Here is a 23691-nt window from a genome sequence, read left to right on the forward strand (position 1 = left end):
TGAGCGCGTGGCCTGATTGCTTTGCAATTCGCACAGACACTTTGATAATTCGCTGAATCGGACCGATCCTTATGTTGACCTGGGAAGAACCCGCAACGCCATCTTCGACGTCGACGCACAGCCCCCGCCCTTCCGGCCAGCCGGGCTTGCAAGTCTCATCCTTCGGTGAGGCACCTACCTCCGTCGCCAGCGCTACCGCCTTTGCCGCGGCCGCCGCGCAGTCCCCGTCGCAGGAAGCCCAGCGCGCCAAGCAGGCCGCGCCGCAGCGCCGCATCAACGTGGCCGACAAGCGCATCATCAACGGCCAGACCGACGTCAACCAGCTCGTTCCCTTCAAGTACAAGTGGGCCTGGGAAAAGTACCTGGCCACCTGCGCCAACCACTGGATGCCGCAGGAAGTGAACATGAGCCGCGACATCGCGCTCTGGAAAGACCCGAACGGCCTCACCGAGGACGAGCGCCGCATCGTCAAGCGCAACCTGGGCTTCTTCGTCACCGCCGACTCGCTGGCCGCCAACAACATCGTGCTGGGCACCTACCGCCACATCACAGCGCCCGAGTGCCGCCAGTTCCTGCTGCGCCAGGCCTTCGAGGAAGCGATCCACACGCACGCCTACCAGTACATCGTGGAATCGCTGGGCCTGGACGAGGCCGAGATCTTCAACGCCTACAACGAGGTGCAGTCGATCCGCGACAAGGACGAGTTCCTGATCCCCTTCATCGAGGCGATCATGGACCCGAACTTCCACACCGGCACGCCCGAGAACGACCAGACGCTGCTCAAGAGCCTCATCGTTTTCGCCTGCCTCATGGAAGGCATGTTCTTCTACGTTGGCTTCACCCAGATCCTGGCGCTGGGCCGGCAGAACAAGATGACCGGCGCCGCCGAGCAGTACCAGTACATCCTGCGCGACGAGTCGATGCACTGCAATTTCGGCATCGACCTGATCAACGCGATCAAGATGGAGAACCCGCTGCTTTGGACGGCCGAATTCAAGGCCGAGGTCAAGGAGCTGTTCCTCAAGGCCGTCGAGCTCGAATACCGCTACGCCGAGGACACCATGCCGCGCGGCGTGCTGGGCCTCAATGCCTCCATGTTCAAGGGCTATCTGCGCTACATCGCCAACCGGCGCGCCACGCAGATCGGCCTGGAGCCCCTGTTCCCGAACGAAGAGAACCCGTTCCCCTGGATGAGCGAGATGATCGACCTCAAGAAGGAACGCAACTTCTTCGAAACGCGGGTGATCGAGTACCAATCGGGCGGAGCGTTGTCCTGGGACTGATGTCCCGGCCGGACGCTTCGCGCATTGCCAGAAAACAAGAAGACGAATTGAATCATCAGGACAGCCGCAGGGCGCGCAGACGCCCGCACTGGCCTGACCCCCGGATTCAGCGACCTGGGGTCTGTTGTGGATGCATCCACCTGACCGCAGTACGTTGAATCGCTTCACCGGCCATCCGACCGGCTGAAGTGCTCTTTGCAACTTGATCAAGGAGAAAGCAATGGCAACTGCGAAGAAGGCCCCGGCCAAGAAGGCTGCGGCGAAGAAGGCGCCGGCGAAGAAGAAAGTCGCCGCCAAGAAAGCCCCGGCGAAGAAAGTCGTGGCGAAGAAGGCTCCGGCGAAGAAAGTCGCGGCGAAGAAGGCGCCGGCGAAGAAGAAAGTCGCCGCCAAGAAAGCCCCGGCGAAGAAAGTCGCGGCGAAGAAGGCGCCGGCGAAGAAGAAAGTCGCCGCCAAGAAAGCCCCGGCGAAGAAAGTCGCGGCGAAGAAGGCTCCGGCGAAGAAAGCCGTTGCCAAGAAAGCGCCGGCGAAGAAAGCCGCTGCGAAGAAGGCGCCCGCGAAGAAAGCGGCAGCCAAGAAGGCCCCTGCGAAAAAGGCTGCCCCTGCGAAGAAGGCGGCCCCCGCAAAAAAAGCTGAGCCGGCCAAGAAGCCGGCTGCCCCTGCCCCCGCGGCCGCTCCCGCCGCTCAGACCAAGCTCAACCCTCAAGCCGCCTGGCCGTTCCCGACGTCCAGCAAGCCCTGAGACAGCCTTGAGTTGATCTGAAGGCCCGGTGCGAAAGCACCGGGCTTTTTTTATTGCCGGCCCGCGGTCAGGCTTTGAGCGCGGCGTCCACCGTGTAGTTTTGCGGACCGCGCACCGCGATCTTGAGCGCCCCCAGGCGGTTGCCCAGTTCGGCGCAGCGCGCCAGCGGCCAGCCCTGCGAAAGGCCGTGCAGCAGGGCCGCGCGGAAGGCGTCGCCGCAGCCCGTGGGGTCGACCACGGCCTCGGCCTTCACACCCGGCACGCGCGTGGCCACGCCACCTTCCCACACGTCGCAGCCCTGGTCGGCGAGCGTGACCACCAGGCCACGCACGCGCTGGGAGATGTCCGCCAGCGACAGGCCGGTGCGGTCGCAGAGCATGCGGCCTTCGTAGTCGTTCACGGCCACCCAGCTCGCCTGGTCGATGAAGCGCAGCAGCTCTTCGCCATTGAACATGGGCAGGCCCTGGCCCGGATCGAACACGAAGGGCACGCCCGCGGCCTTGAGCTGCGCGGCGTGGGAGAGCATGGCCTCGCGGCCGTCGGGCGCGATGATGCCCAGCGCCAGGTCCTGGCGAGCGGGCACGGGCGTGTCGTGCGCGAAGGACATCGCGCCCGGGTGGAACGCGGTGATCTGGTTGTTGTCGCGGTCGGTCATGATCATGGCCTGCGCCGTGTAGGCGTCGGCCACGGTGCTCACGTGGGTGGTGTCCACGCCGAGTTCGCGCATGCGCGCGAGGTAGTCGGCGCCATCGCTGCCGAGCGCAGCGAGCGGGGCCACCTCGGCGCCCAGTTGCCGCAGCCCGTAGGCGATGTTGCCCGCGCAACCGCCGAAGTCGCGCCGCAGACCGGGCACCAGGAAAGACACGTTCAGGATGTGCAGCTGGTCGGGCAGGATCTGGTCGGCGAACCGGCCCTCGAAGGTCATGATGGTGTCGAAGGCCAGCGAGCCGCAAACGAGGATGGGCATGGTGTCGGAGGGTGGGTTTCAGGGATAGAAGACCAGGGCACGGTAACCCGCGGTGGGCACGCCCTCGCCGAGCGAAATCGAGAGGCGGAAGCTGACCGACAGGCGCCCACCGGGCGGCAGGGCGGCGGTCTCGACGGGCCAGTCCTGCGGCAGGAAGACCCGGCGCGAGATGACGAGCCCGTTGGGGTCGGTCAAGGTCAGTTCGAGCGCGGGCAGCGCCACCTCCAACGGCGACTGGTTGTGCAGCACGAGGTCGAACGAGTGGAAGTTGCCCAGGCGGCGCACCAGTTCGGCGCTGTCGATCACGATGGCGTCGATGCGGCGCACCGGCGCCAGGTCGCAGCCCAGCCAGCCGCAGGCCTGCACGATCAAGGGCTTGAGCGCGGGCTGGGCCGCCACCAGGCGGTGGCGCTGCTGGATGGCCCATTGGCCCCCGAGCAGCGCGGCCAGCAGCAGCGCCAGCAGCACCAGCGACACGCGCACGCCAGGCGACGACCAGAACGCGCGCCGGCGCGCCTGGCGCACGAAGCCGGGCTCGGCGTCGGGCGCGTCGGCATCGGCTGGGGGACGGCTGTCCATCCGCGCCTCGCTGGCGGGCGCGGGAGGGGCTGGCGCGGCGGGCGACGCATCGCTGTCGCCATCGGCCGGTGGGGCTTCGGGCACCAGGGGCGCCCGGGACGAATGCGCGAAGCGCTCGAGCTCGGCGTGGAAGTCGGACTCCGGCCCCTCGCGCGATTCGACGGCGAGCGTCTGCAGCACGCTGGGCACCGCCAGCGCATCGGGGGGCTGGATGGAGTCGGGCCAATCGGCGGGTGTGCGCCGCTCGACACCGTCTTCATCCTCGCGCGAATCCCGCGGGCGGGGCGCCGGTGCGGCGCTCGGCGGGGCGACCACGGGCGGCTCGGCGGCGGGCGACACCGACGGCGCCGCGGCGGCGGCATCCAGCGGGCCATCTCCGAACCAAGCCTTCGGGTCGTCATCGTCAGGCACCGAAGGCGTGTCGACCGGCGCCGGCGTGGGTGCAGCCGGCACCGGCTCAGCCGTGGGCGGCGGCGCGGCGCTCAAAGGTCCCGGCGCGGGCGGCGGCACAGCGACCGGCGCCACGCCCGCAGCGGGCGCCCAAGCCTCCAGGTGGATGGTGGCGTCGAACACGTCGGAGCAATGCCCGCAGCGCACCCAGCCATCCGAAATTTTGAGTTGATCGGCCACCACGCGGAACACGGTGCCGCAAGCCGGACAGCGGGTGGTGAAACTCATGGGACCCGATTATCGCGGGCCGCGCCGGGCGGACCTCAAGGCTTGCGCGCGGTCATGAGGATCCAGCCATCCTCTTCGTCGCTGACCTCCAGCGCGAGCCAGGGCGCGTAGGCCTCGCGCAGCTCGTCGGCTTGGCGCGCGAGGATGCCCGCGAGCACCAGGTGCCCGCCGGTGCGCACATGCGCGCAGAGCAGCGGTGCCAGCACCTTGAGCGGCGTGGCCAGGATGTTGGCGAGCACCAGGTCGTGCTCGCCCTTCGCGACGTCGGGCAAGCCGGCCTGCAGCGCCACACGGTTCGCCTCGGCGTTCAGGCGCGTGGACTCCACCGCGGCCGGGTCGATGTCCACCGCCAGGATCTCGCGCGCGCCGTGCTTGGCCGCACCGATGGCCAGGATGCCGGAGCCGCAGCCGTAGTCGAGCACGCGCGGCCCCACGGGCGCGTGCGTGGCCGTCCAGCGCAAGCACATGCGCGTGGTGGGGTGGGTGCCGGTGCCGAAGGCCAGGCCCGGATCGAGCCGGATCACCTCGCGCGCCTGGGCCGGCGGCTCGTGCCACGACGGCACGATCCAGAACGTGGGCGTGATCTCCACCGCCTCGAACTGCGACTGTGTCAGGCGCACCCAGTCCTGCTCGGGCACGGCCCGCACGCCCTGCACGCGGCAGCCGTCGAAGAAGTCCTGCGCGGTCAGCAGCACGGCGGCTTCGCGCGCCCCGGCCTCATCGGGGAACAGCGCCACCACGCGCGAACGCTGCCAGCCCTCCTTGGGCGGTGGCATGCCGGGCTCGCCGAACAGGGCCTGCTCGGCCTCGGTCATGGCATCGGCGTCTTCCACCGACACGCTGAGCGCGTCGAGCGCGTCCAGCGCCTCGCCCACGGCTTCGATGGCCGCCTCGGGCACCACCAGTACCAGCTCGAAGGGCGTGGTCGCGCCGGGCCGTTCAGCGCTCACGTTGCGAGAGCCACTCTTCAAGGTAATGGATGTTGGTGCCGCCAGCCACGAAGTTGGCGTCCACCATCAACTCACGGTGCAGCGGGATGTTGGTCTTGATGCCCTCGACCACCGTCTCGGCCAGCGCGGTGCGCATGCGGGCCAGCGCCTGCTCGCGCGTGTCGCCGTGCACGATGATCTTGCCGATCATGGAGTCGTAGTTGGGCGGCACGAAGTAGTTGGCGTAGACGTGCGAATCCACGCGCACCCCGGGGCCGCCCGGCGGGTGCCACATGGTGATGCGGCCCGGCGAGGGCGTGAACTTGTACGGATCCTCGGCGTTCACGCGGCACTCGATGGCGTGGCCCTTGAGCTGCACCTGGCGCTGCGTGAACGGCAGCTTTTCACCCGCGGCCACCGCGATCTGCGTGCGCACGATGTCGATGCCGGTGATCCATTCGGTCACCGGGTGCTCCACCTGCACGCGCGTGTTCATCTCGATGAAATAGAACTCGCCGTTCTCGAACAGGAACTCGAACGTGCCCGCGCCGCGGTAGCCGATCTTCTTGCAGGCCGCCGCGCAGCGCTCGCCGATCTTCTCGATCAGGCGGCGCGGGATGCCCGGCGCCGGCGCCTCCTCGATGACCTTCTGGTGGCGCCGCTGCATGGAGCAGTCGCGCTCGCCCAGGTAGACGGCGTTGCGGTGCTGGTCGGCCAGCACCTGGATTTCGATGTGCCGCGGGTTCTGGAGGAATTTCTCCATGTAGACCTCGGCATTGCCGAAAGCGGCGCCGGCCTCGGCCTTGGTGGTCTGCACCGCGTGCAGCAGCGCGGCCTCGGTGTGCACCACGCGCATGCCACGACCACCACCGCCGCCCGCGGCCTTGATGATCACCGGGTAGCCCACCGCCTTGGCGGTGCGCTTGATCACCACCGGGTCGTCGGGCAGCGCGCCGTCGGAGCCAGGCACGCAGGGCACGCCGGCGCGGATCATGGCCTGCTTGGCCGACACCTTGTCGCCCATGAGGCGGATGGAGTCGGGCGTGGGGCCGATGAAGGTGAAGCCGCTGCGCTCCACGCGCTCGGCGAAGTCGGCGTTCTCGCTCAGGAAGCCGTAGCCCGGGTGGATGGCTTCGGCGTCCGTCACCTCGGCGGCCGAGATGATGGCGGGCATGTTCAGGTAGCTCTGCCCCGATTGCGCCGGGCCGATGCACACCGCCTCGTCGGCCAGCTTGACGTACTTGGCGTCGCGGTCGGCCTCGGAATAGACCATCACCGCCTTGATGCCCATCTCGCGGCAGGCGCGCTGGATGCGCAGCGCGATCTCGCCCCGGTTGGCGATCAGGATCTTCTTGAACATGGGTGCGCGGCCCTCACTCGATCGCGAACAGCGGCTGGCCGTATTCGACGGCCTGGCCGTTCTGGACCAGGATCTGGGTGACGGTGCCGCTCTTGTCGGCCTCGATCTCGTTGAGGATCTTCATCGCCTCGACGATGCAGATGGTGTCGCCCTCCTTTACCGTGTCGCCGACCTCGACGAACGGCTTGGCGCCCGGGGCCGAGGCGCGGTAGAACGTGCCGACCATGGGGGACTTGACCGTGTGACCGGCGGGCTGCGCGGGCGCGGCCGGCGCAGCGGCAGGCGAAGCCACCTCCACCACCTGGGCCGGGGCTGCGGGGGCCTGCATGGGCGGCATGCTGTAGGTGATGGGGGCGGGCATCACGGCCGGGGTGGCCTTGACGATGCGGACTTTGCCTTCCGCTTCGGTGATCTCGAGCTCCGACACGTTCGATTCCGACACCAGATCGATCAGCGTCTTGAGTTTTCGCAAATCCATGATTTCTCCAACGAAGTTCGGCGAAATTGGTACTAAATGCTCTCTATTTCACAGAATAGAGATGCCCAAGCCGCCAAAGGGTGGGGCAGTGTACACGAAGGGCCGAACCGCGCCCGTTCGGCCATCCTGCCGAAATTCACTGAAGATGGCCGCGCTTGATGCGCGTTGAGCGCGTCAGACCGATCCGGCCCATGCCCTCAGGTCGGCCTCGTGGACCTGGCCGATCTTGCGGTGAACGGCGCGGCCGTCCGGCCCGAACACCACCGTGAACGGCAAGGCGCCGGTGGCGTTGCCCAGCGAACGGCTGAGCTCGGTGCCGGCGAAGCCGGTCATGCCCACGGGAAAGCGCAGCGGCAGGCGCTGCAGGAACTGGCGCACCGGCTCTGCCCGGTCCACCGCCAGGGCCAGGAACTGCCAGCCTTTGGGTGCCTGCTTTTCGTGGAAGGCGTTGAGCAGCGGCAGCTCTTCCACGCAGGGCGGGCACCAGGTGGCCCAGAAGTTCACCAGCAGCGGACTGCCGCGCCAGTTGGCCACGGCCAGTGAACCGCCCTCGGGCGTTTCAAAGGCGGTCTGCCAGAAAGCGGTCTCGGCGCCGTCGAGCACCGGGGTCGGGCTCAGGCGGCGGTCGGCCCACCAGGCGCCGGCGCCGGCCGCGGCCAGGGCCACGCCCCCTGCCAGCCAGTGGCGGCGTTGCATCTTCATGGCCATCAGGCGCCCTCCCCCGCCTCGGCGATCAGGCGCTCGCGCAGCGCGGTGGCGTCGCCGCGCGGTTTGCGGCCCTGGCTGTCGGGCTTGAGCGCGCCGCGCAGGCCATCCAGGTCGTGCACCAGCAGGTGCAGGAGCACCCACTGGCCCAGCGCCTCGCTGCGGGTGCGCACGGTCAGGGCGTCGACGGCTTCGCCGCGCCAGCCGCTGGCCGTGCCGGGGTGGTAGTCCACCTTGTGGTCGATCAAGGCCCATTCGGCCTGCTTGGGGTCGTCGCAGAAAAGGTGCATGTGGAGGTCGCTGTGGCGCGTGGCCGTGCCGTGCCAGGCGGCGCCGCCCAGGTGGGGGCGGAAGGCCTGGAGTCGATCCATCCAGACCAGCGCCAGTTCCCGCAGCGCGCGCAGCTCGGCCGGCTGGGTGTCGGCGCAGAACACGGCGATGTGCTCGCGCACGGCCGCTTCCAGCGTGTCGTTGTCGGGCAGCGGGGTTCGGGCGGGCAGGCCCAGCTGGCGGATGGCGGCGCGCTTGGCCGCGGCGTAGTCCTGGCCTTCGTCGACCACCAGGCGCGCGGCCACGGCGGCGATCTCGGCGGCGGTGTCGTCTCGCGAGAGCATCCGGGGATTGTGCCCCGTGGGCAAAACCTAGAATCCGCGGATGCATATTCACATCCTGGGCATCTGCGGCACCTTCATGGGCGGTGTCGCGGCCCTGGCCCGCGAGGCGGGCCACCGCGTGACCGGCTGCGACGCCGGCGTCTACCCCCCCATGAGCGACCAGCTGCGCGCGCTGGGCATCGACCTCATCGAAGGCTTCGGCGCCGACCAGATGGCGCTGAACCCCGACATCTGGGTGGTGGGCAACGTGGTGAGCCGCGCGCGCCTGCCGGACGGCACCCCCAAGTTCCCGCTGATGGAGGCCATCCTGGAGGCCGGCGCGCCCTACACCAGCGGACCGCAGTGGCTGGCCGAGCACGTGCTGCAGGGCCGCCACGTGCTGGCCGTGGCCGGCACGCACGGCAAGACCACCACCACCTCGATGCTGGCCTGGGTGCTGGAGGCCTGCGGGCACAAGCCCGGCTTCCTGGTGGGCGGCGTGCCAATGAACTTCGGCGTGTCAGCGCGGCTGGGCGAAGGCCAGGCCGATCCCGCCGCAGGGCCGTCCCAGGGCGGGATCGGCCTTCCCGCGGGGCAGCGGCGCAGCGTGAGGGCCCCGTTCGTCATCGAAGCCGACGAGTACGACACCGCCTTCTTCGACAAGCGCAGCAAGTTCGTGCACTACCGCCCGCGCACGGCCATCCTCAACAACCTCGAATTCGACCACGCCGACATCTTCGACGACCTCAAGGCCATCGAGCGGCAGTTCCACCACCTGGTGCGCACCGTGCCGGGCAGCGGCCGCGTGGTGGTCAACGGCCTGGAGGACAGCCTGGAGCGCGTGCTGCACCAAGGATGCTGGAGCGAGCTGCGCAGCTTCGGCGCCGCCGTGAGCGACTTCACCGCGCAGGGCGAGCCGCACGATTTCGCCGTGCTGTACCGCGGCCAGGCGGTTGGCCACGTGCGTTGGGCGCTCAGTGGCGTGCACAACCAGCTCAACGCGCTCGCCGCCATCGCCGCGGCCGATCACCTCGGCGTGCCGCCGGCCGAGGCCGCGCAGGCGCTGGCCCACTTTCAGAACGTGCGCCGCCGCATGGAGGTGCGCGGCGCCGTGGCGCGCGCGGGCGGGGACATCACGGTCTACGACGACTTCGCGCACCACCCCACGGCCATCCGCACCACCCTCGACGGCCTGGCGCGCCGACTGGGCCAGCCGCGCGGGCGCATCCTGGCGGTGTTCGAGCCGCGCAGCAACACCATGAAGCTGGGCACCATGAAATCGCAGCTGCCCTGGAGCCTGGAAAACGCCGACCTGGCCTTCTGCCATTCGGGCGGGCTCGACTGGGACGCTGCCGAAGCGCTGGCCCCCATGGGCGCGCGCGCCCAGGTCGGCGCGAACATCGAGACGGTCGTGAACCAGGTGGTGCGGGCCGCCCAGGCCGGCGACCACATCGTGTGCATGAGCAACGGCGGCTTCGGCGGCATCCACGAGCGCCTGCTCAAGGCGCTCGCCGGCTGATGCCCGCGCGTCGGACTCAGTAGCTCAGCGACTGCGCCGGCACATCCACCGTGACCAGCGGCTTGGCCAGCGCCGCGCTGGCCGCGCGCGCGAAGGCCAGGGCCCAGTCGCGGTGCGCCGCGTCCTGGAAACGCGGCTGGCCAGCGGCCTGCGCGATGCACAGGATCTTGTCGGCCGTGAGCACCTTGCCCGTGGGGCGGATCGGCTCGCAGCCCATCCGCGTGAACTGCTCGTCCAGCCAGTGCCGCGCCTGGTCGTGCGGCATGGGCTGCACCTCTTCCAGGTCGATGCGGTAGGTGGCTGGCTCGCCCCAGGTGATGATGACTTGGCTGCGCATGTGGGTCTCCGCAAGGCGTGTTGTCAGGCCATTGTGCCGCGCGCCGGGGCGCGGCACGGCGCAAACCCCTGGGCGGCTCAGCCCGCGCGGCGCCGCGCGGCCTGCACCGACTGCGACAGGATCTCCAGCGCCTGCACCGAATCGTCCCAGCCCAGGCAGGCGTCGGTGATGCTCTGGCCGTACTGCAGCGCCGCGGGGTCGTCCTTGCCGGGGGTGAACTTCTGCGCGCCGGCCTCGATGTGGCTTTCGATCATCACGCCGAAGATGGACCGGGAGCCGCCCGCGATCTGCGCGCCCACGTCGCGCGCCACGTCGAGCTGCTTCTCGTGCTGCTTGCTGCTGTTGGCGTGGCTGAAATCGATCATGAGGCGAGGCACCTGCTTGGCCGCCTCCAGGTCCTTCACGGCGGCGGCCACGCTGACGGCGTCGTAGTTGGGCGCCTTGCCGCCGCGCAGGATCACGTGGCAGTCCCGGTTGCCCTTGGTCTGCACGACGGCGACCTGGCCGTTCTTGTGCACCGACAGGAAATGGTGGCCGCGGCCCGCCGCCTGGATGGCGTCGGTCGCGATCTTGATGTTGCCGTCGGTGCCGTTCTTGAAACCGATGGGCGCCGACAGGCCCGAGGCCAGTTCGCGGTGCACCTGGCTCTCGGTGGTGCGCGCGCCGATGGCGCCCCAGCTGATGAGGTCGCCGATGTACTGCGGCGAAATCACGTCAAGGAACTCGCTGCCCGCCGGCAGGCCCTGGCGGTTGATCTCGATCAGCAGCTGGCGCGCGATGCGCAGGCCCTCGTCGATGCGGTAGCTCTCGTCCAGGTAGGGGTCGTTGATCAGGCCCTTCCAACCCACCGTGGTGCGCGGCTTCTCGAAGTACACGCGCATCACGACTTCCAGCGTATCGGCGTGCTGCTCGCGCAGCTTCTTCAGGCGCCGCGCGTAGTCCAGGGCAGCGCCGGGGTCGTGGATGGAGCACGGGCCGATGACCACGAGCAGCCGGTCGTCCTTGCCGTGCAGGATGCGGTGGATGCGCTGGCGCGTCTGGCTGATGAGGTCTTCCGTCGCCGTGCCGGCGATGGGGAAGAAGCGGATGAGGTGTTCGGGCGGGGGAAGCACGGTGATCTTCTGGATGCGTTGGTCGTCGGTCTCGCTGGTCTTGTCGAGCGGACGCGCATACCAGGCGTCGCTGGCGGCGGAAGTGGCTTTGGCGTTCATCACGGGCTCCTGGGTGGGTCTAGAGAAAATGGATGGGGCGAAAAAAAACCGCCGGGCTTGAGGCTCCGGCGGTTGTTGTTCGAGATGCTTGGCGCGCTTACGACTTCGCCTCTCGTCCGCCGGGGACAGAGAACCAAAAGTAAAAAGCAAAGTAAACGGCGCGCGAAGGCATGGCACGCAATGTAGCACAGGGCCTGAGGCGCTCGCCCCTCAGCCCGCCCAGCCGCTGGTTTTGAGCAACACCCCCAACGCGCCGCAGGCCGCGATCACCGGGATGACGCCGAGCTTGAAACGCACCAGCGCCAGGGCCGCGAGCGCGGCGATCGCCAGCGCGGCGGCATCGACCGGTCCGCCAGGCAAGGGCCGGGCGATATGGGCCAGGAAGAACACGCCGAGGCTGGCGATCACACCCACCACCGCCGCCGTGATGCCGGTAAGCGGCGCGGTGAAATGCACCTGCCCATGCGTGCTTTCCACCAGCGGGCCGCCCGCGAGAATGAAAACGAACGAGGGCAGGAAGGTGAACCAGGTGACCACCGCCGCCGCCAGCGCCGCGCCCCAGAAGCGCGCATCGGGGCCCAGCACCTCGGTGTGCCAGCCGCCCAGGAAACCGACGAAGGCCACCACCATGATCAGCGGCCCCGGCGTGGTTTCACCCAGGGCCAGGCCATCGATCATCTGCGGCCCGCTGAGCCAGCCGTGCTGCACCACGGCACCCTGGTAGACGTAGGGCAGCACCGCGTAGGCGCCGCCAAAGGTGAGCAGCGCGGCCTTGGAGAAGAACAGGCCCATGGCGCCCAGCACGCCCTGCGCGCCCTGCCACGCGAGCAGCGCCGCCATGGGCAGCGCCCACAGAAGCGCGCCCACCAGCAGCACGCGCGCCAAGCGGCCCCGCGAGAAGCGCGCGTGCGCCGGCGGGGGGGTGTGGTCGTCGATGAGCGCCACAGGCGGCGCGGGCGCCGGTGCCGCCGAGGCCGCGGCCTGGGCGCCGGCGGGCAGGAACTGCGAGGGCGCGAAGCGCCCGCCCAGCCAGCCCAGCGCCAGCGCCGACAGCACCACCAGCGGAAACGGCAGCTGGAAGACGGCGATGGCGGCGAAGCTGCCGACCGCCATGGCCCACAGCCAGGGCGCGCGGCGCGGCGAGCGCAGCACCTTGCCGCCGATGCGCCAGACCGCCTGCACCACGATGGCCGCCACGGCGGGCTTGATGCCATAGAGCAGGCCCGCCACCCAGCCCACCTGGCCATACACCAGGTAGGCCCAGCTCAGGGCGATGAGCAGCAGCAGAGAGGGCAGCACGAACAGCGCGCCCGCCGCGATGCCACCCCAGGTGCGGTGCAGCAGCCAGCCGATGTAGGTGGCCAGTTGCTGGGCCTCTGGGCCGGGCAGCAGCATGCAGTAGTTGAGCGCGTGCAGGAAGCGCCGCTCGCTGATCCAGCGCCGCTGCTCCACGAGTTCGCGGTGCATCACCGCGATTTGCCCCGCCGGGCCGCCGAAGCTGATGAAGCCGAGCTTGAGCCAGAAGCGCAGGGCCTCGCCAAACGGCACCGGCCCTGGCGCGCCCGCGCTCAAGCCGTGCCGCCGACCGTGAGGGCCTCGATGCGCAGCGTGGGTTGGCCCACGCCCACGGGCACGCTCTGGCCTTCCTTGCCGCAGGTGCCCACGCCGCTGTCGAGCTTCATGTCGTTGCCGATCATGCTCACGCGCGTGAGCGCGTCCGGGCCGTTGCCCACCAGGGTGGCGCCCTTCACGGGGTACTGGATCTTGCCGTTTTCGACCCAGAAGGCCTGGCTGGCCGAGAACACGAACTTGCCGCTGGTGATGTCCACCTGGCCGCCGCCGAAGTTGGTGGCGTACAGGCCCTTCTTGATGCTGGCGACGATCTCGTCGGGGTGCTTGTCGCCGCCGAGCATGTAGGTGTTGGTCATGCGCGGCATGGGCGTGTGGGCGTAGCTCTCGCGCCGGCCGTTGCCGGTGGGCTTGACGCCCATCAGGCGTGCGTTCATGGCGTCCTGGATGTAGCCGCGCAGGATGCCGTCTTCGATGAGCACGTTGCGCTGCGACACATGGCCTTCGTCGTCGACGTTGAGCGAGCCGCGGCGATCGGCGATGGTGCCGTCGTCGAGAACGGTGACGCCCTTGGCGGCCACGCGCTGGCCAATGCGGCCGGCAAACGCGCTGCTGCCCTTGCGGTTGAAGTCGCCTTCCAGGCCGTGGCCCACGGCCTCGTGCAGCAGGATGCCGGGCCAGCCGCTGCCCAGCACCACCACCATCTCGCCCGCGGGCGCGGGGCGCGATTCGAGGTTGGTCAGCGCCTGCTCCACCGCCTCGTCCACGTAGGACTGCACCATGGCGTCGTCGAAGTAGGCCAGGCCGAAGCGGCCACCGCCGCCCGAATTGCCCATCTCGCGCCGGCCGTTCTGTTCGGCGATGACGGTGACCGACAGGCGGATCAGCGGGCGCACGTCGGCCGCCAGCGTGCCGTCGGCGCGCGCCACCAGCACCACGTCGTGCTCGGCGGCCAGGCCGGCCATCACCTGGGCCACGCGGGGGTCCTTGGCCTTCGCCAGGCGCTCCACTTTTTCAAGCAGCGCCACCTTGGCGGTGCTGTCCAGCGAAGCGATGGGGTCCACGCCAGCGTAGAGCGAGCGCGAGGGGGCGACCTTGGGCGCCGCCACCTTGACCTTCTTCGTCTGGCCCTGGCCCGAGATGCTGCGCACGGTGCGCGCGGCGTCGAGCAGCGAGTCCCAGGACAGGTCGTCGGAGTAGGCGAAGGCGGTCTTCTCGCCGCTGACGGCGCGCACGCCCACGCCCTGCTCGATGTGGAAGCTGCCGGTCTTGACGATGCCCTCCTCCAGGCTCCAGCCCTCGTTGCGCGTGGCCTGGAAATAGAGATCGGCATCGTCCACCCCGTGCGAGCGGATCTCCGCCAGCGCCTGGTGCAGGTGGGCGGTGGTGAGGCCGAAGGGTTCGAGCAGCAGTTGCTCGGCGGTGGCCAGTCGGGCCAGGGTGGGTTCGCGGGCGATCATCCGGGCATTGTAGGAACCGCCCGCCCGCCTGTGGGCCTCAGGGCTTTGGTTCCGTCGGAGGGTTCGGCGGGGGCCATCCCGCCGGGTGCTCGCGCATCCAGTCGAGCAGCGCGCCGTCGTCCTGGCCGGCCATGCCCTGCGCCAGCGCGGCGGCGAAGACCGCGGCGGCCTGCGGGCCAAGGACGCCCTCATGGCCGGTGGACCGACCGGCCGCCACCGCCAGGCGGGTGTCCTTGGCCAGCAGGCTCATGTGGGCGCGCGGTGCCGTGTCGCCAGCCAGCCGGCGGCGCAGGCGGTCGGAGCCGATCCAGCTCTGGCCGCTGGAGCGCTCGATCACGTCCAGCGTGCGCGAGAGGTCCAGCCCCAGGCGCTGGGCCAGGGCCAGGGCCTCGGCCGCGCCCGCCAGGTTGATGCCCGCCAGCAGGTTGTTCACCAGCTTGGTGCGCGCCCCGTCGCCCACGCGGGCGCCGACGCGGAACTGGCTGTCGGACAGGTCGGCCAGCAGGCCCGCGTGGCGCTGCAGGGTGGCCTCGGGGCCGGCGAGCATCAGGCTCATGGTGCCGGCGCGCGCCCGGGCCGGGCCGCCGGACATGGGAGCGTCGATGGTGTCCACGCCCTGGGACGCCAGCCGCGCCGCGATGGCTTCGGTGTCCTCGGGGGCGATGGTGGGGCACAGCAGCAGGGTCTGGCCCGGCCGCAGCGCGGCGGCGGCACCCTGCTCACCCCAGAGCACCTCGCGGCACTGCGCGGCGTCCACCACCACCAGGGCCAGCATGCCGCCGTCGGCCAGGCGCTCGGTGGCGGCGCGCGCGCTGGCGCAGACCGTGGCGCCGGCCGCGCGGGCGCGTTCGGCGCAGGCGGGGTCGACGTCGCGCACCACCACGGCCCAGCCGCGCTCGCGCAGGCGCTCGACCATGGCACCGCCCATCAGGCCGGCGCCGATGACGGCCACGGGGTGATCGCCGCTGCGCTCCGGTGCGCCGGTCATGAGGGCACCAGTCGCTTGGCGCGCGAAATGGCCAGCAGCATGCCCAGGCCCACGCCCATGGTCACCATGGCGGTGCCGCCGTAGCTGACGAACGGCAGCGGCACGCCCACCACGGGCAGGATGCCGCTGACCATGCCCATGTTCACGAAGGCGTAGACGAAGATGTTGAGCGTGAGCGCACCCGCCAGCAGGCGGGAGAACAGCGTGGGCGCCTCGGCCGCGATGACCAGCCCGCGGCCGATGAGCGCGGTGAAACCGGCCAGCAGCACCAGCACGCCCACCAGGCCGAACTCCTCGGAGAAGGCGGCGTAGATGAAGTCGGTGGTGCGCTCGGGAATGAACTCCAGGTGGGTCTGCGTGCCCTGCATGAAGCCTTTGCCCCAGACGCCGCCCGAGCCGATGGCGATCATGCCCTGGATGATGTGAAAGCCCTTGCCCAGCGGGTCGGTGGTCGGGTCCAGCAGGGTGCACACGCGCTGGCGCTGGTACTCGTGCAGCACCTGCCAATCCACGCCGGGCGCGCACCAGGACGATTCATTGAAGATCAGCACCACCACGCCGATGCCCAGCAGCACCACGGGCGGGACGATCAGCTTCCAGCTCAGGCCGGCGAAGAAGATGACGGCCAGGCCGGAGGCCAGCACCAGCAGCGTGGTGCCCAGGTCGGGCTGGAGCAGGATCAGGCCGATGGGCACGGCCAGCAGCCCGCCCGCGACCACGAAGTCCATGGGCTTGAGCTGGCCTTCGCGGCGGTGGAACCACCAGGCCAGCATCATGGGCATGGCGATCTTCATGATCTCGCTGGGCTGGATCACCGTCACGCCGATGTCGAGCCAGCGCTGGGCACCCTTGCGCATGATGCCGGCGAACTCCACCCCCAGCAGCAGGGCCACGCCCACCAGGTAGAGCGGCAGCGCCAGGCTCATCAGGCGCTGCGGCGGGATTTGCGAGCACACCAGCATGACGGTGGCGCCGATCAGCATGTTGCGGCCGTGCTGGGAAAAGCGCGAGCCGTGGTCGAAGCCCACCGAGTACATGGTGACCAGGCCCAGGGCGGCCATGAAACAGATGATGGCGATGAGCGGCCAGTCGAAGCCCCGCATGAAGGGGATCGCGCGCTGCAGCAGACTGGGTTTGTCGAGGACGACGGCCATGGACCGCGATTATCCTCAGTCGATGCACCCCCTCCCCACCACCCACCTGCTCTACCTGCACGGCTTCCGGTCCTCCCCCCTGTCGATGAAGGCCCGCCTGGTGGGCGAGCGCGTGCGCCGCGCGCACCCCGCCGTGACCTGGTGGTGCCCCCAGCTGCCGCCGTCGCCGCGCGCCGCCACCGAATGGATCCGCCAGGCCACGGCCGACTGGCCGCGCGAACGCACGGCGGTGGTGGGGTCCTCGCTGGGCGGGTTCTACGCGCGCTGGTTCGCCCTGCAGACCGGCTGCCGGGCGGTGCTGCTCAACCCCGCGGCCCACCCCGCGCGCGACCTGGCCGCCCACATCGGCGAACAGACCACCTGGCAGAACCCCGAGGAGCGCTTCTTCTTCGAGCCCGGCTTCGTGGACGAACTGCGGGCGCTGGAGAGCGACATCGCGCGCCTGTCGCCGGCCTCGCCGGCCACGCCCGAGCGCCTGTTCGCGCTCATCGCCAAGGGCGACGAGGTGCTGGACTGGCGCGAGATGCAGGCCTTTTGCGCGGGCGGCGGCATCCGCCTGCTGGAAGGCGGCGACCACGCGATCAGCGATTTCGAGGCCCACATGGACGCGGTGTTCGGCTTCCTGCGGCTGGCCTGAGCCGGGCGGGATGGGACAATCGCGCCCATGCACATCCTGTTCGACGAGGCCGGCAAGTTCCTGACCGGCCGCCTGCTGTCCGAGTCCGACAGTTCCCTCCAGGTGGAACTCGACTCCGGCAAGCGGGTGAAAGTGAAAGCGGCCAACGCGCTGCTGCGGTTCGAGAAACCCGCGCCCGCCGAGCTCCTGAAGGAGGCCGGCGCGCTGGCCGAGGGCATGGAGCTCGAACTCGCCTACGAATTCGCGCCCGAGGACGAGTTCGGCTTCGCCGACCTGGCGCGCGAGTACTTCAGCGCCCAGGCCGGCACCGCCCAGCAGGTGGCCGCGCTGCTCACGCTGCAGAACGCGCCGCACTACTTCCGCCGCGCCGGCAAGGGCCGCTTCAAGAAGGCCCCGCCCGAGATCGTGGCCCAGGCCCTGGCCGCCATCGAGAAGAAGAAAGAGCTGCAGGCCCGCATCGAGGCCTGGGCCGCCGAGCTGGTGGCGGGCCGCTGCCCCGAGCCGGTGCACCAGCAGCTCTACCGCATCCTCTTCAAGCCCGACAAGAACGGCCCCGAATACAAGGCCGTGGTCGAGGCCGCGCGCCTGAGCCACACCGCGCCGCTGGTGCTGCTGCAGCAGGCTGGGGCCATCCGCAGCGCCTACCAGTTCCACTGGCAGCGCTTCCTGTTCGAGCACTTTCCCAAAGGCACGGGCTTCCCTGCGCTGAACGCCCCGCCGGTGGCCGAGGCGCTGCCGCTGGCGGCCGTGGCGGCCTTCTCCATCGACGACTCCGCCACCACCGAGATCGACGACGCGCTCTCCGTGCAGGGCCTGGGCTCGGGCACGGTCACGCTGGGCATCCACATCGCGGCGCCGGGCCTGGCCATCGCGCCGGGCGACCCGCTCGACGAACTCGCGCGCACGCGCCTGTCCACCGTCTACATGCCCGGCCACAAGATCACCATGCTGCCCGACGCGGTGGTCGACGCCTACACGCTGCAGGCCGGACGCGACTGCCCGGCCGTCTCGCTGTACGTGGAGATCGACGAGGCCACGCTGGCCGTGGGCCCCAGCCGCACCGCGCTGGAGCGCGTGCCGATCGCCCACAACCTGCGCCACGACCGGCTCGACGCGATCGTCACCGAGGCCTGGCTCGCCGGCGAGGCCAACGCCCAGGCCCCGGCCGAGCTGGCCGGGCTGCAGCCCGCGCTGGTCTTCCTGCACCGCTTCGCGCGCGAACACAAGGCGCAGCGCGAAATCGCGCGCGGCAAGCCCGAGACCTTCGCGCGCCCCGACTACACCTTCAAGCTGGAAGGCGTGCAGGGCGACGAACCCGCCGGCGACGAACGCGTGCTCATCGGCACGCGCTCGCGCGGCGCGCCGCTGGACCTGATGGTGGCCGAGGCCATGATCCTGGCCAACAAGACCTGGGGCCTGTGGCTGGCCGAGTGCGGCGTGCCCGGCATCTACCGCAGCCAGGCCAGCCTGCTGCCGGGCATCAAGGTGCGCATGGGCACCAAGGCCCTGCCGCACGCCGGCATCGGCGTGAAGGCCTACACCTGGGCCACCTCGCCGCTGCGCCGCTACGTCGACCTGGTCAACCAGTGGCAGATCGTGGCCTGCGCGCGCCACGGCAAGACCGCCGCGCTGGCCGCGCCCTTCAAGCCCAAGGACGCCAACCTGCTCGCCGTGGTCAGCGCCTTCGACGCCGCCCACACCGCCTACAACGGCTTCCAGGGCGGCATGGAGCGCTACTGGACGCTGCAGTACCTGCGTCAGAACGGCATCACCGAACTCACCGCCACGCTCATCAAGGACGGCCTGGTGCGCGCCGACACCCTGCCCCTGGTGCTGCCGGTGCTGGGCGCCGATGGCCTGCTGCGCGGTGCCCACCTGCGGATCCGGCTGGGGGCCATCGACGACATCACCTTGGAGCTGAGCGGCACGGTCATCGAGCGGCTCGACCAGCCGGTGGAAGATCCCGCGGCGCTCGAGTCCGAGGCCGAGGAGGACGAGGAAGAGCCGCTGGGCGCCCCGGTGGCGCTGGCCATCGACCTGGACGAGGCCGCGGCGGCCGAAACGCCCCCCGACGGAACGCAGAACGGATAATCCCCCGCGTGAAATCCGCCGCCCGCGCCAAGGCCGTCCGCACCCTGAGGAACCTGAGCACGCTGCAGCTCGCGCTGCTGGTCTCGCTCGGGGTGCACGCGGCCCTGCTGGCGGTGCGCTTCGCCGACCCGGAGCGCTTCGACCGCGTGTTCAAGGACACGCCGCTGGAGGTGATCCTGGTCAACGCGCGCAGCGACCAGCGCCCCGAGAAGGCCCAGGCCATCGCCCAGGCCGCGCTGGCCGGCGGCGGCGACGCCGAGCGCGGGCGCGCCACCTCGCCGCTGCCCCCCGCTGCCATCGCCCGGCTGGGCGACACGCCCGACGAAGAACTGCGCCGCATGGAGGCCCTGATGGAGCAGCAGGTGCAGCTGCTCGCGCAGGTGCGCCGCGCGCTGGCCACCATGCCGCCGCCCGCTCCCGTGGCCCAGCGCCAGACGCCCGAGGCCCGCGAGCAGGAACAGAGGCGCCAGGCCCTGGTGCGCGTGCTGGCCGAGATCGAGAAACGCATCAACGAGGAAAACGCGCGGCCGCGCAAGCGCTACATCAGCCCGGCCACGCGCGAAGCCGTCTACGCCGTCTACTACGACGGCCTGCGCCGGCGCATCGAGCAGCACGGCACGGCCAACTTCCCCGAGGCCGCCGGGCGCAAGCTCTATGGCGAACTCACCATGGTCATTACCGTGAACCACACCGGCCAGGTGCTCGACACCGAGGTGGTGCAGGGCTCCGGCAACCGCCTGCTCGACAGCCGCGCCCAGGCCATCGTGCGTGGCCTGGCCTTCGGTCGCTTCAACGAGGCCATGCGCCGCCAGGCCGACCAGATCGTGGTCGTCTCGCGCTTTCGCTTCACGCGCGAGGACGGCCTGCAGACCCAACTGTCGGGACAGTAGTGGTACGCGCCTTCGGTCGCTGGCTGCTGTGGTTGGTGCTCGCGGGGCTGGCCCTGCAGCTGTACTTTCTGGCCGGCATCGCGCTCATGACCGTGCTCGACCCGCAGAGCACCGCCTTCCAGCGCTCCGAGGCCTGGCGCGTGGCCACCGCCAGCGCGCGCGGCGAGACCCAGTGGCGCTGGCGCCAGCGCTGGGTCGACGGCGAGCGGATCAGCCCGAACCTGTGGCGCGCCGTGGTGGCCTCCGAGGACGCCGGCTTCTTCGACCACGGCGGCGTGGACTGGACCGCCATCGAAAAGGCCTGGCAGAAAAACGAGCGCCGCCAGGAGCAGGCCGAGCGCCGCGCCGCGCAGAACCCCAACCGCCCCGTGCGCGAGGCCAAGGTGGTGGGCGGCTCCACCATCACCCAGCAGCTCGCCAAGAACCTGCTGCTGTCGGGCGAGCGCACGCTGTTGCGCAAAGGCCAGGAGCTGGTGCTCTCCCTGATGCTCGAACTGCTGCTGGACAAGCGCCGCATCCTCGAGATTTACCTGAACAGCGTGGAATGGGGCGAAGGCGTGTTCGGCGCCGAGGCCGCCGCGCAGCGCTACTTCAACAAGCCGGCCGCGCGCCTCAGCGCCTACGAGGCCGCGCGCCTGGCGGTGATGCTGCCTTCGCCGCGCTTCTTCGAGACGCGCCAGGGCTCGGCCTACCTGGCGCGCCGCACCGCCACCATCGTCGCCCGCATGGGCGACGTCAAACTGCCCTGACATGCGCCTCGCCGCCTCCGCCGTCGGCTACCTCCTGCTGGGCCTGGTGCGCCTGCTCACCGGCGCGCAGGCGCGCTGGTACGGCGCGCCGCCCAAGGCCGAGCAGCGCATCTACTTCGCCAACCACCAAAGCCACGCCGACCTGGTGCTGATCTGGGCCGCGCTGCCCAAGGAACTGCGCGGCATCACGCGGCCCATCGCCGCCAAGGACTACTGGACCGCCTCGCCGCTCAAGCGCTGGATCACCACCGAAGTGTTCAACGCCGTCTACGTGGAACGCGAACGAAAGGGCGACGAGGACCCGCTGGCGCCGCTGATCGCCGCCCTGGAGAGCGGCGACTCGCTCATCCTCTTCCCCGAGGGCACGCGCGGTTTCGAGGAAGACCCGCAGCCCTTCAAGAGCGGCCTGTACAACCTGGCCATGAAGTTCCCCGAGGTGGTGCTCGTGCCCACCTGGATCCACAACGTGCAGCGCGTGATGCCCAAGGGCGAGGTGGTGCCCGTGCCCGTGCTGTGCACCGTGACCTTCGGCGAACCCGTGAAGCCCGGCGCCGACGAGCCGCGCGCCGACTTCCTGGCGCGCGCGCGCCTCGCCGTCATGGCGCTGAGGGACGTCTGATGACCGGCTTCCTGCGCGGCCTTACCTCCGACCAGCAGGTCGGTCTGCTGTTCCTCGTGGTGTTCGGCCTGCTGGCCCTGGCCACCGTCGCGGGGGTGCTGCTCTCGCTGCGCGAGCGCCGCGCGCATGGCGACGACCCCGCGCTGGCCCGCCGCCGCCACGACAACGCCGACCTGCTGCGCATCTCCTGGCTGATGGCCGTGGTGTTCTGGATCGGCTGGGTGATGGGCCGCGGTCCGTCCATCGCCCTGTTCGGCGTGCTCTCCTTCTTCGCCCTGCGCGAGTTCATCAGCCTGTCGCCCACGCGGCGCGGCGACCACCGCAGCCTGGTGCTGGCCTTCTTCGTGGTGCTGCCGGCCCAGTACGCGCTGGTGTGGAACGCGCAATTCAACCTGTTCACGGTCTTCATCCCTGTGTACGTATTCCTGGCCCTGCCGGTGGTGAGCGCGCTGCGCGGCGACCCGCAGCGCTTCCTGGAGCGAAGCGCCAAACTCCAGTGGGGCATCATGGTCTGCGTCTACGGCCTCAGCCACGTGCCCGCGCTGATGCTGTTGCAGTTTCCGCGCTGGCTGGGCAACAACGCCTTCCTAGTCTTCTTCCTGGTGCTGGTGGTGCAAACCTGCATGCTGGTGCAGCACCTCGCCGCGCGCGGCCGCCAGCGCCCGGTGGCGCCGGCCATCAGCGCCAGCTTCCACTGGGCCAGCTGGGGCTGGGGCCTACTGGCCGGCGGCCTGCTGGGCGCGCTGCTGGCGGGCTTCACGCCCTTCAAGCCCCTGCCGGCCTTGGCCATGGCCCTGGTGGCCTGCGTCGCGGGCTCGCTGGGCCACCTGGTGATGAAGGCCATCAAGCGCGACCGTGGCGTGACGAACTGGGGCGGCGAGCGCCGCTCGGTCACCGGCGCGGCCGGCCTGCTCGACCGCGTCGACGCGCTGTGCTTCGCGGCGCCGGTGTTCTTCCATTCGGTCCGCTGGACCTTCGGGCTGTGAGCCCGCGCCACGACCGCCCATGAGAATCCTCGGCATCGACCCCGGCCTGCAGTGCACCGGCTTCGGCGTCATCGACACTGAAGGCCCGCGCCTGGCCTACGTGGCCAGCGGCACCATCCAGACCAGCCCGAAGGATGGCGCCCTGCTGCCCGAGCGGCTGAAGGTGCTGTTCGACGGCATCACCGAGGTGACCCGCCGCTACCAGCCCGAGGTGGCGGTGTGCGAAATCGTGTTCGTCAACGTGAACCCGCAGGCCACGCTGCTGCTGGGCCAGGCGCGCGGCGCCTGCCTCACCGCCCTGGTGGCCAATGGCCTGGGCGTGGCCGAATACACCGCGCTGCAGCTCAAGAAGGCCGTGGCCGGCCATGGCCGCGCCACCAAGGAGCAGATGCAGGAAATGGTGAAACGCCTGCTGCAGCTGCCCGGTCTGCCCGGCAAGGACGCGGCGGACGCCCTGGGCCTGGCGATCACGCACGCCCAGGTGGCGCGCACCCAGGCCGCCATCGAACGCGTGGCGCCGCTGCGCGCGCGCACGCACGCGGCGTACAAGGGTGGGCGCAACTACTAGCCGCGGGCCTTGAGGCGATCAAGGCGATCGGTCAGTACCGCGTCTCCAGAAAATCGCCGCCCGGCATGTCGAACCGGGAGATGCCGCCACCGGGTCGCTCGATGTCCCAGCCGAACAACACCCCATCGGGCTTGAGGCGGAACTTCAGGCGCAGCGCGCCGCCCTTGGCGCGGATGTCGCGCAGGACTTCATCGGGGATGCGGGCGGCGACAGGGATGGTGTGGTCACCAAGGATGGTGCCTTCGTAGTCGATTCCTCCATGCTGGCCCCATATGGCCTTCGGATGATCTCTCCAGATGATCCGAACGGTCAGCGGTACGCGGGGGCTGCCGAGGGCCATGATTTCCCGGTTGCGCTTTGCAACGATCGATGACGCATAGATCGATGTTCCCCTGTCGTTGTAGAAGACAACGCCCTCCATTTCAGCACCCGGTATCGCGTCGACCACCAACACCAGTCCGATATCGCGAAAGCGCCGCTGCTGATCAGGGCCTTGACCTGCGTCGCTGCCAACCTGGCTCGCACAACCAGGAAAACAGACGCACATCGTCAGCCATGCCAACCATTGGCGCCGCATGACTTGATTCTTCTTCATGTGATTC

General features: G+C 69.9%; 24 protein-coding genes. 10 read left to right on the forward strand and 14 right to left on the reverse strand.

The genetic code is table 11. The features are described 5' to 3' along the window. Nucleotides 1-71: 71 nt before the first annotated feature. Together BHU06_RS10220 and BHU06_RS10225 are read left to right on the forward strand one after the other, a co-directional pair. Nucleotides 72-1283 (forward strand): ribonucleotide-diphosphate reductase subunit beta, encoded by a 1212-nt coding sequence (locus tag BHU06_RS10220; protein ID WP_070399058.1) that lies wholly within the window; start codon nucleotides 72-74, stop codon nucleotides 1281-1283. A 220-nt stretch (nucleotides 1284-1503) separates the two neighbouring features. Then, the gene (locus BHU06_RS10225) at nucleotides 1504-2022 is read left to right on the forward strand and encodes a histone H1-like DNA-binding protein (protein WP_083293152.1); all 519 of its coding nucleotides are present in this window, start codon (nucleotides 1504-1506) and stop codon (nucleotides 2020-2022) included. Nucleotides 2023-2089: 67 nt separating this feature from the next. Here the strand turns inward: BHU06_RS10225 and BHU06_RS10230 are convergent, their stop codons facing one another. The 7 genes from BHU06_RS10230 to BHU06_RS10260 form a co-directional block, all read right to left on the reverse strand. Continuing rightward, nucleotides 2090-2989, reverse strand: coding sequence for a carbohydrate kinase family protein (locus tag BHU06_RS10230; protein ID WP_070399060.1), 900 nt, complete (start codon nucleotides 2987-2989; stop codon nucleotides 2090-2092). An 18-nt stretch (nucleotides 2990-3007) separates the two neighbouring features. Continuing rightward, nucleotides 3008-4246: a zinc-ribbon and DUF3426 domain-containing protein gene (locus BHU06_RS10235; protein ID WP_070399061.1), complete on the reverse strand. Its 1239-nt coding sequence runs from the start codon at nucleotides 4244-4246 to the stop codon at nucleotides 3008-3010. 35 nt (nucleotides 4247-4281) lie between these two features. After that, on the reverse strand, nucleotides 4282-5196 hold the full coding sequence (prmA, locus tag BHU06_RS10240; RefSeq protein ID WP_070399062.1) for a 50S ribosomal protein L11 methyltransferase: 915 nt from the start codon (nucleotides 5194-5196) through the stop codon (nucleotides 4282-4284). Next, on the reverse strand, nucleotides 5186-6535 hold the full coding sequence (gene accC / locus BHU06_RS10245; protein WP_070399063.1) for an acetyl-CoA carboxylase biotin carboxylase subunit: 1350 nt from the start codon (nucleotides 6533-6535) through the stop codon (nucleotides 5186-5188). The genes prmA and accC overlap by 11 nt, the downstream gene beginning before the upstream one ends. A 13-nt stretch (nucleotides 6536-6548) precedes the next feature. Continuing rightward, on the reverse strand, nucleotides 6549-7013 hold the full coding sequence (gene accB / locus BHU06_RS10250) for an acetyl-CoA carboxylase biotin carboxyl carrier protein (protein WP_070399064.1): 465 nt from the start codon (nucleotides 7011-7013) through the stop codon (nucleotides 6549-6551). Nucleotides 7014-7187: 174 nt separating this feature from the next. After that, nucleotides 7188-7715, reverse strand: a complete 528-nt coding sequence (locus BHU06_RS10255) for a TlpA disulfide reductase family protein (protein WP_070399227.1) — start codon at nucleotides 7713-7715, stop codon at nucleotides 7188-7190. A 5-nt stretch (nucleotides 7716-7720) separates the two neighbouring features. Further along, on the reverse strand, nucleotides 7721-8332 hold the full coding sequence (locus BHU06_RS10260) for a hypothetical protein (protein ID WP_070399065.1): 612 nt from the start codon (nucleotides 8330-8332) through the stop codon (nucleotides 7721-7723). 40 nt (nucleotides 8333-8372) lie between these two features. Here BHU06_RS10260 and mpl point away from each other — a divergent pair, with 40 nt between their 5' ends. Then, the gene (mpl, locus tag BHU06_RS10265) at nucleotides 8373-9830 is read left to right on the forward strand and encodes a UDP-N-acetylmuramate:L-alanyl-gamma-D-glutamyl-meso-diaminopimelate ligase (RefSeq protein ID WP_070399066.1); all 1458 of its coding nucleotides are present in this window, start codon (nucleotides 8373-8375) and stop codon (nucleotides 9828-9830) included. A gap of 16 nt (nucleotides 9831-9846) precedes the next feature. On the opposite strand, the gene BHU06_RS10270 is transcribed toward mpl, so the two are convergent. The 6 genes from BHU06_RS10270 to rodA form a co-directional block, all read right to left on the reverse strand. Then, nucleotides 9847-10167 (reverse strand): hypothetical protein, encoded by a 321-nt coding sequence (locus BHU06_RS10270; RefSeq protein WP_070399067.1) that lies wholly within the window; start codon nucleotides 10165-10167, stop codon nucleotides 9847-9849. A gap of 77 nt (nucleotides 10168-10244) precedes the next feature. Further along, nucleotides 10245-11378, reverse strand: a complete 1134-nt coding sequence (locus BHU06_RS10275) for a 3-deoxy-7-phosphoheptulonate synthase (RefSeq protein ID WP_070399068.1) — start codon at nucleotides 11376-11378, stop codon at nucleotides 10245-10247. Between the two features lie 210 nt (nucleotides 11379-11588). Further along, nucleotides 11589-12950 carry a chromate efflux transporter gene (gene chrA, locus BHU06_RS10280; protein WP_070399069.1) on the reverse strand — a complete coding sequence of 454 codons (1362 nt, stop codon included), beginning with the start codon at nucleotides 12948-12950 and terminating at the stop codon, nucleotides 11589-11591. Next, entirely contained in the window at nucleotides 12947-14407 is a 1461-nt protein-coding gene (gene tldD, locus BHU06_RS10285; RefSeq protein ID WP_070399070.1) for a metalloprotease TldD, read from the reverse strand. Before tldD ends, chrA begins: the two co-directional genes overlap by 4 nt. A 37-nt stretch (nucleotides 14408-14444) precedes the next feature. Then, nucleotides 14445-15395, reverse strand: a complete 951-nt coding sequence (locus BHU06_RS10290) for an NAD(P)-dependent oxidoreductase (RefSeq protein ID WP_070399071.1) — start codon at nucleotides 15393-15395, stop codon at nucleotides 14445-14447. After that, the gene (gene rodA, locus BHU06_RS10295; RefSeq protein ID WP_070399072.1) at nucleotides 15392-16549 is read right to left on the reverse strand and encodes a rod shape-determining protein RodA; all 1158 of its coding nucleotides are present in this window, start codon (nucleotides 16547-16549) and stop codon (nucleotides 15392-15394) included. The genes BHU06_RS10290 and rodA overlap by 4 nt, the downstream gene beginning before the upstream one ends. Between rodA and BHU06_RS10300 the strand changes: the two genes are divergently transcribed. Genes BHU06_RS10300 through ruvC form a run of 7 tightly spaced genes read left to right on the forward strand, consistent with a single transcriptional unit; the run spans nucleotide 16548 to nucleotide 23089 of the window. Next, nucleotides 16548-17186 carry a YqiA/YcfP family alpha/beta fold hydrolase gene (locus BHU06_RS10300; RefSeq protein WP_254668149.1) on the forward strand — a complete coding sequence of 213 codons (639 nt, stop codon included), beginning with the start codon at nucleotides 16548-16550 and terminating at the stop codon, nucleotides 17184-17186. The genes rodA and BHU06_RS10300 overlap by 2 nt on opposite strands. Nucleotides 17187-17213: 27 nt before the next feature. Continuing rightward, nucleotides 17214-19277 (forward strand): ribonuclease catalytic domain-containing protein, encoded by a 2064-nt coding sequence (locus BHU06_RS10305; RefSeq protein WP_070399073.1) that lies wholly within the window; start codon nucleotides 17214-17216, stop codon nucleotides 19275-19277. An 8-nt stretch (nucleotides 19278-19285) separates the two neighbouring features. Further along, nucleotides 19286-20167: an energy transducer TonB gene (locus tag BHU06_RS10310; protein ID WP_254668150.1), complete on the forward strand. Its 882-nt coding sequence runs from the start codon at nucleotides 19286-19288 to the stop codon at nucleotides 20165-20167. Beyond that, nucleotides 20167-20916: a monofunctional biosynthetic peptidoglycan transglycosylase gene (gene mtgA, locus BHU06_RS10315; RefSeq protein WP_070399074.1), complete on the forward strand. Its 750-nt coding sequence runs from the start codon at nucleotides 20167-20169 to the stop codon at nucleotides 20914-20916. Before BHU06_RS10310 ends, mtgA begins: the two co-directional genes overlap by 1 nt. 1 nt (nucleotide 20917) lies before the next feature. Continuing rightward, nucleotides 20918-21535 (forward strand): lysophospholipid acyltransferase family protein, encoded by a 618-nt coding sequence (locus tag BHU06_RS10320; RefSeq protein ID WP_070399075.1) that lies wholly within the window; start codon nucleotides 20918-20920, stop codon nucleotides 21533-21535. Next, on the forward strand, nucleotides 21535-22521 hold the full coding sequence (locus tag BHU06_RS10325; protein ID WP_070399076.1) for a phosphatidate cytidylyltransferase: 987 nt from the start codon (nucleotides 21535-21537) through the stop codon (nucleotides 22519-22521). The genes BHU06_RS10320 and BHU06_RS10325 overlap by 1 nt, the downstream gene beginning before the upstream one ends. A gap of 19 nt (nucleotides 22522-22540) precedes the next feature. Then, on the forward strand, nucleotides 22541-23089 hold the full coding sequence (gene ruvC / locus BHU06_RS10330) for a crossover junction endodeoxyribonuclease RuvC (RefSeq protein WP_070399077.1): 549 nt from the start codon (nucleotides 22541-22543) through the stop codon (nucleotides 23087-23089). Between the two features lie 31 nt (nucleotides 23090-23120). Here the strand turns inward: ruvC and BHU06_RS10335 are convergent, their stop codons facing one another. Beyond that, on the reverse strand, nucleotides 23121-23684 hold the full coding sequence (locus tag BHU06_RS10335) for a hypothetical protein (RefSeq protein WP_139147040.1): 564 nt from the start codon (nucleotides 23682-23684) through the stop codon (nucleotides 23121-23123). Nucleotides 23685-23691 lie beyond the last annotated feature (7 nt).

Origin of the sequence: Hydrogenophaga sp. PML113, from assembly GCF_001777155.1 — a bacterium.
In the GTDB taxonomy this organism is placed as follows: Bacteria; Pseudomonadota; Gammaproteobacteria; order Burkholderiales; family Burkholderiaceae_C; genus Hydrogenophaga; species Hydrogenophaga borbori.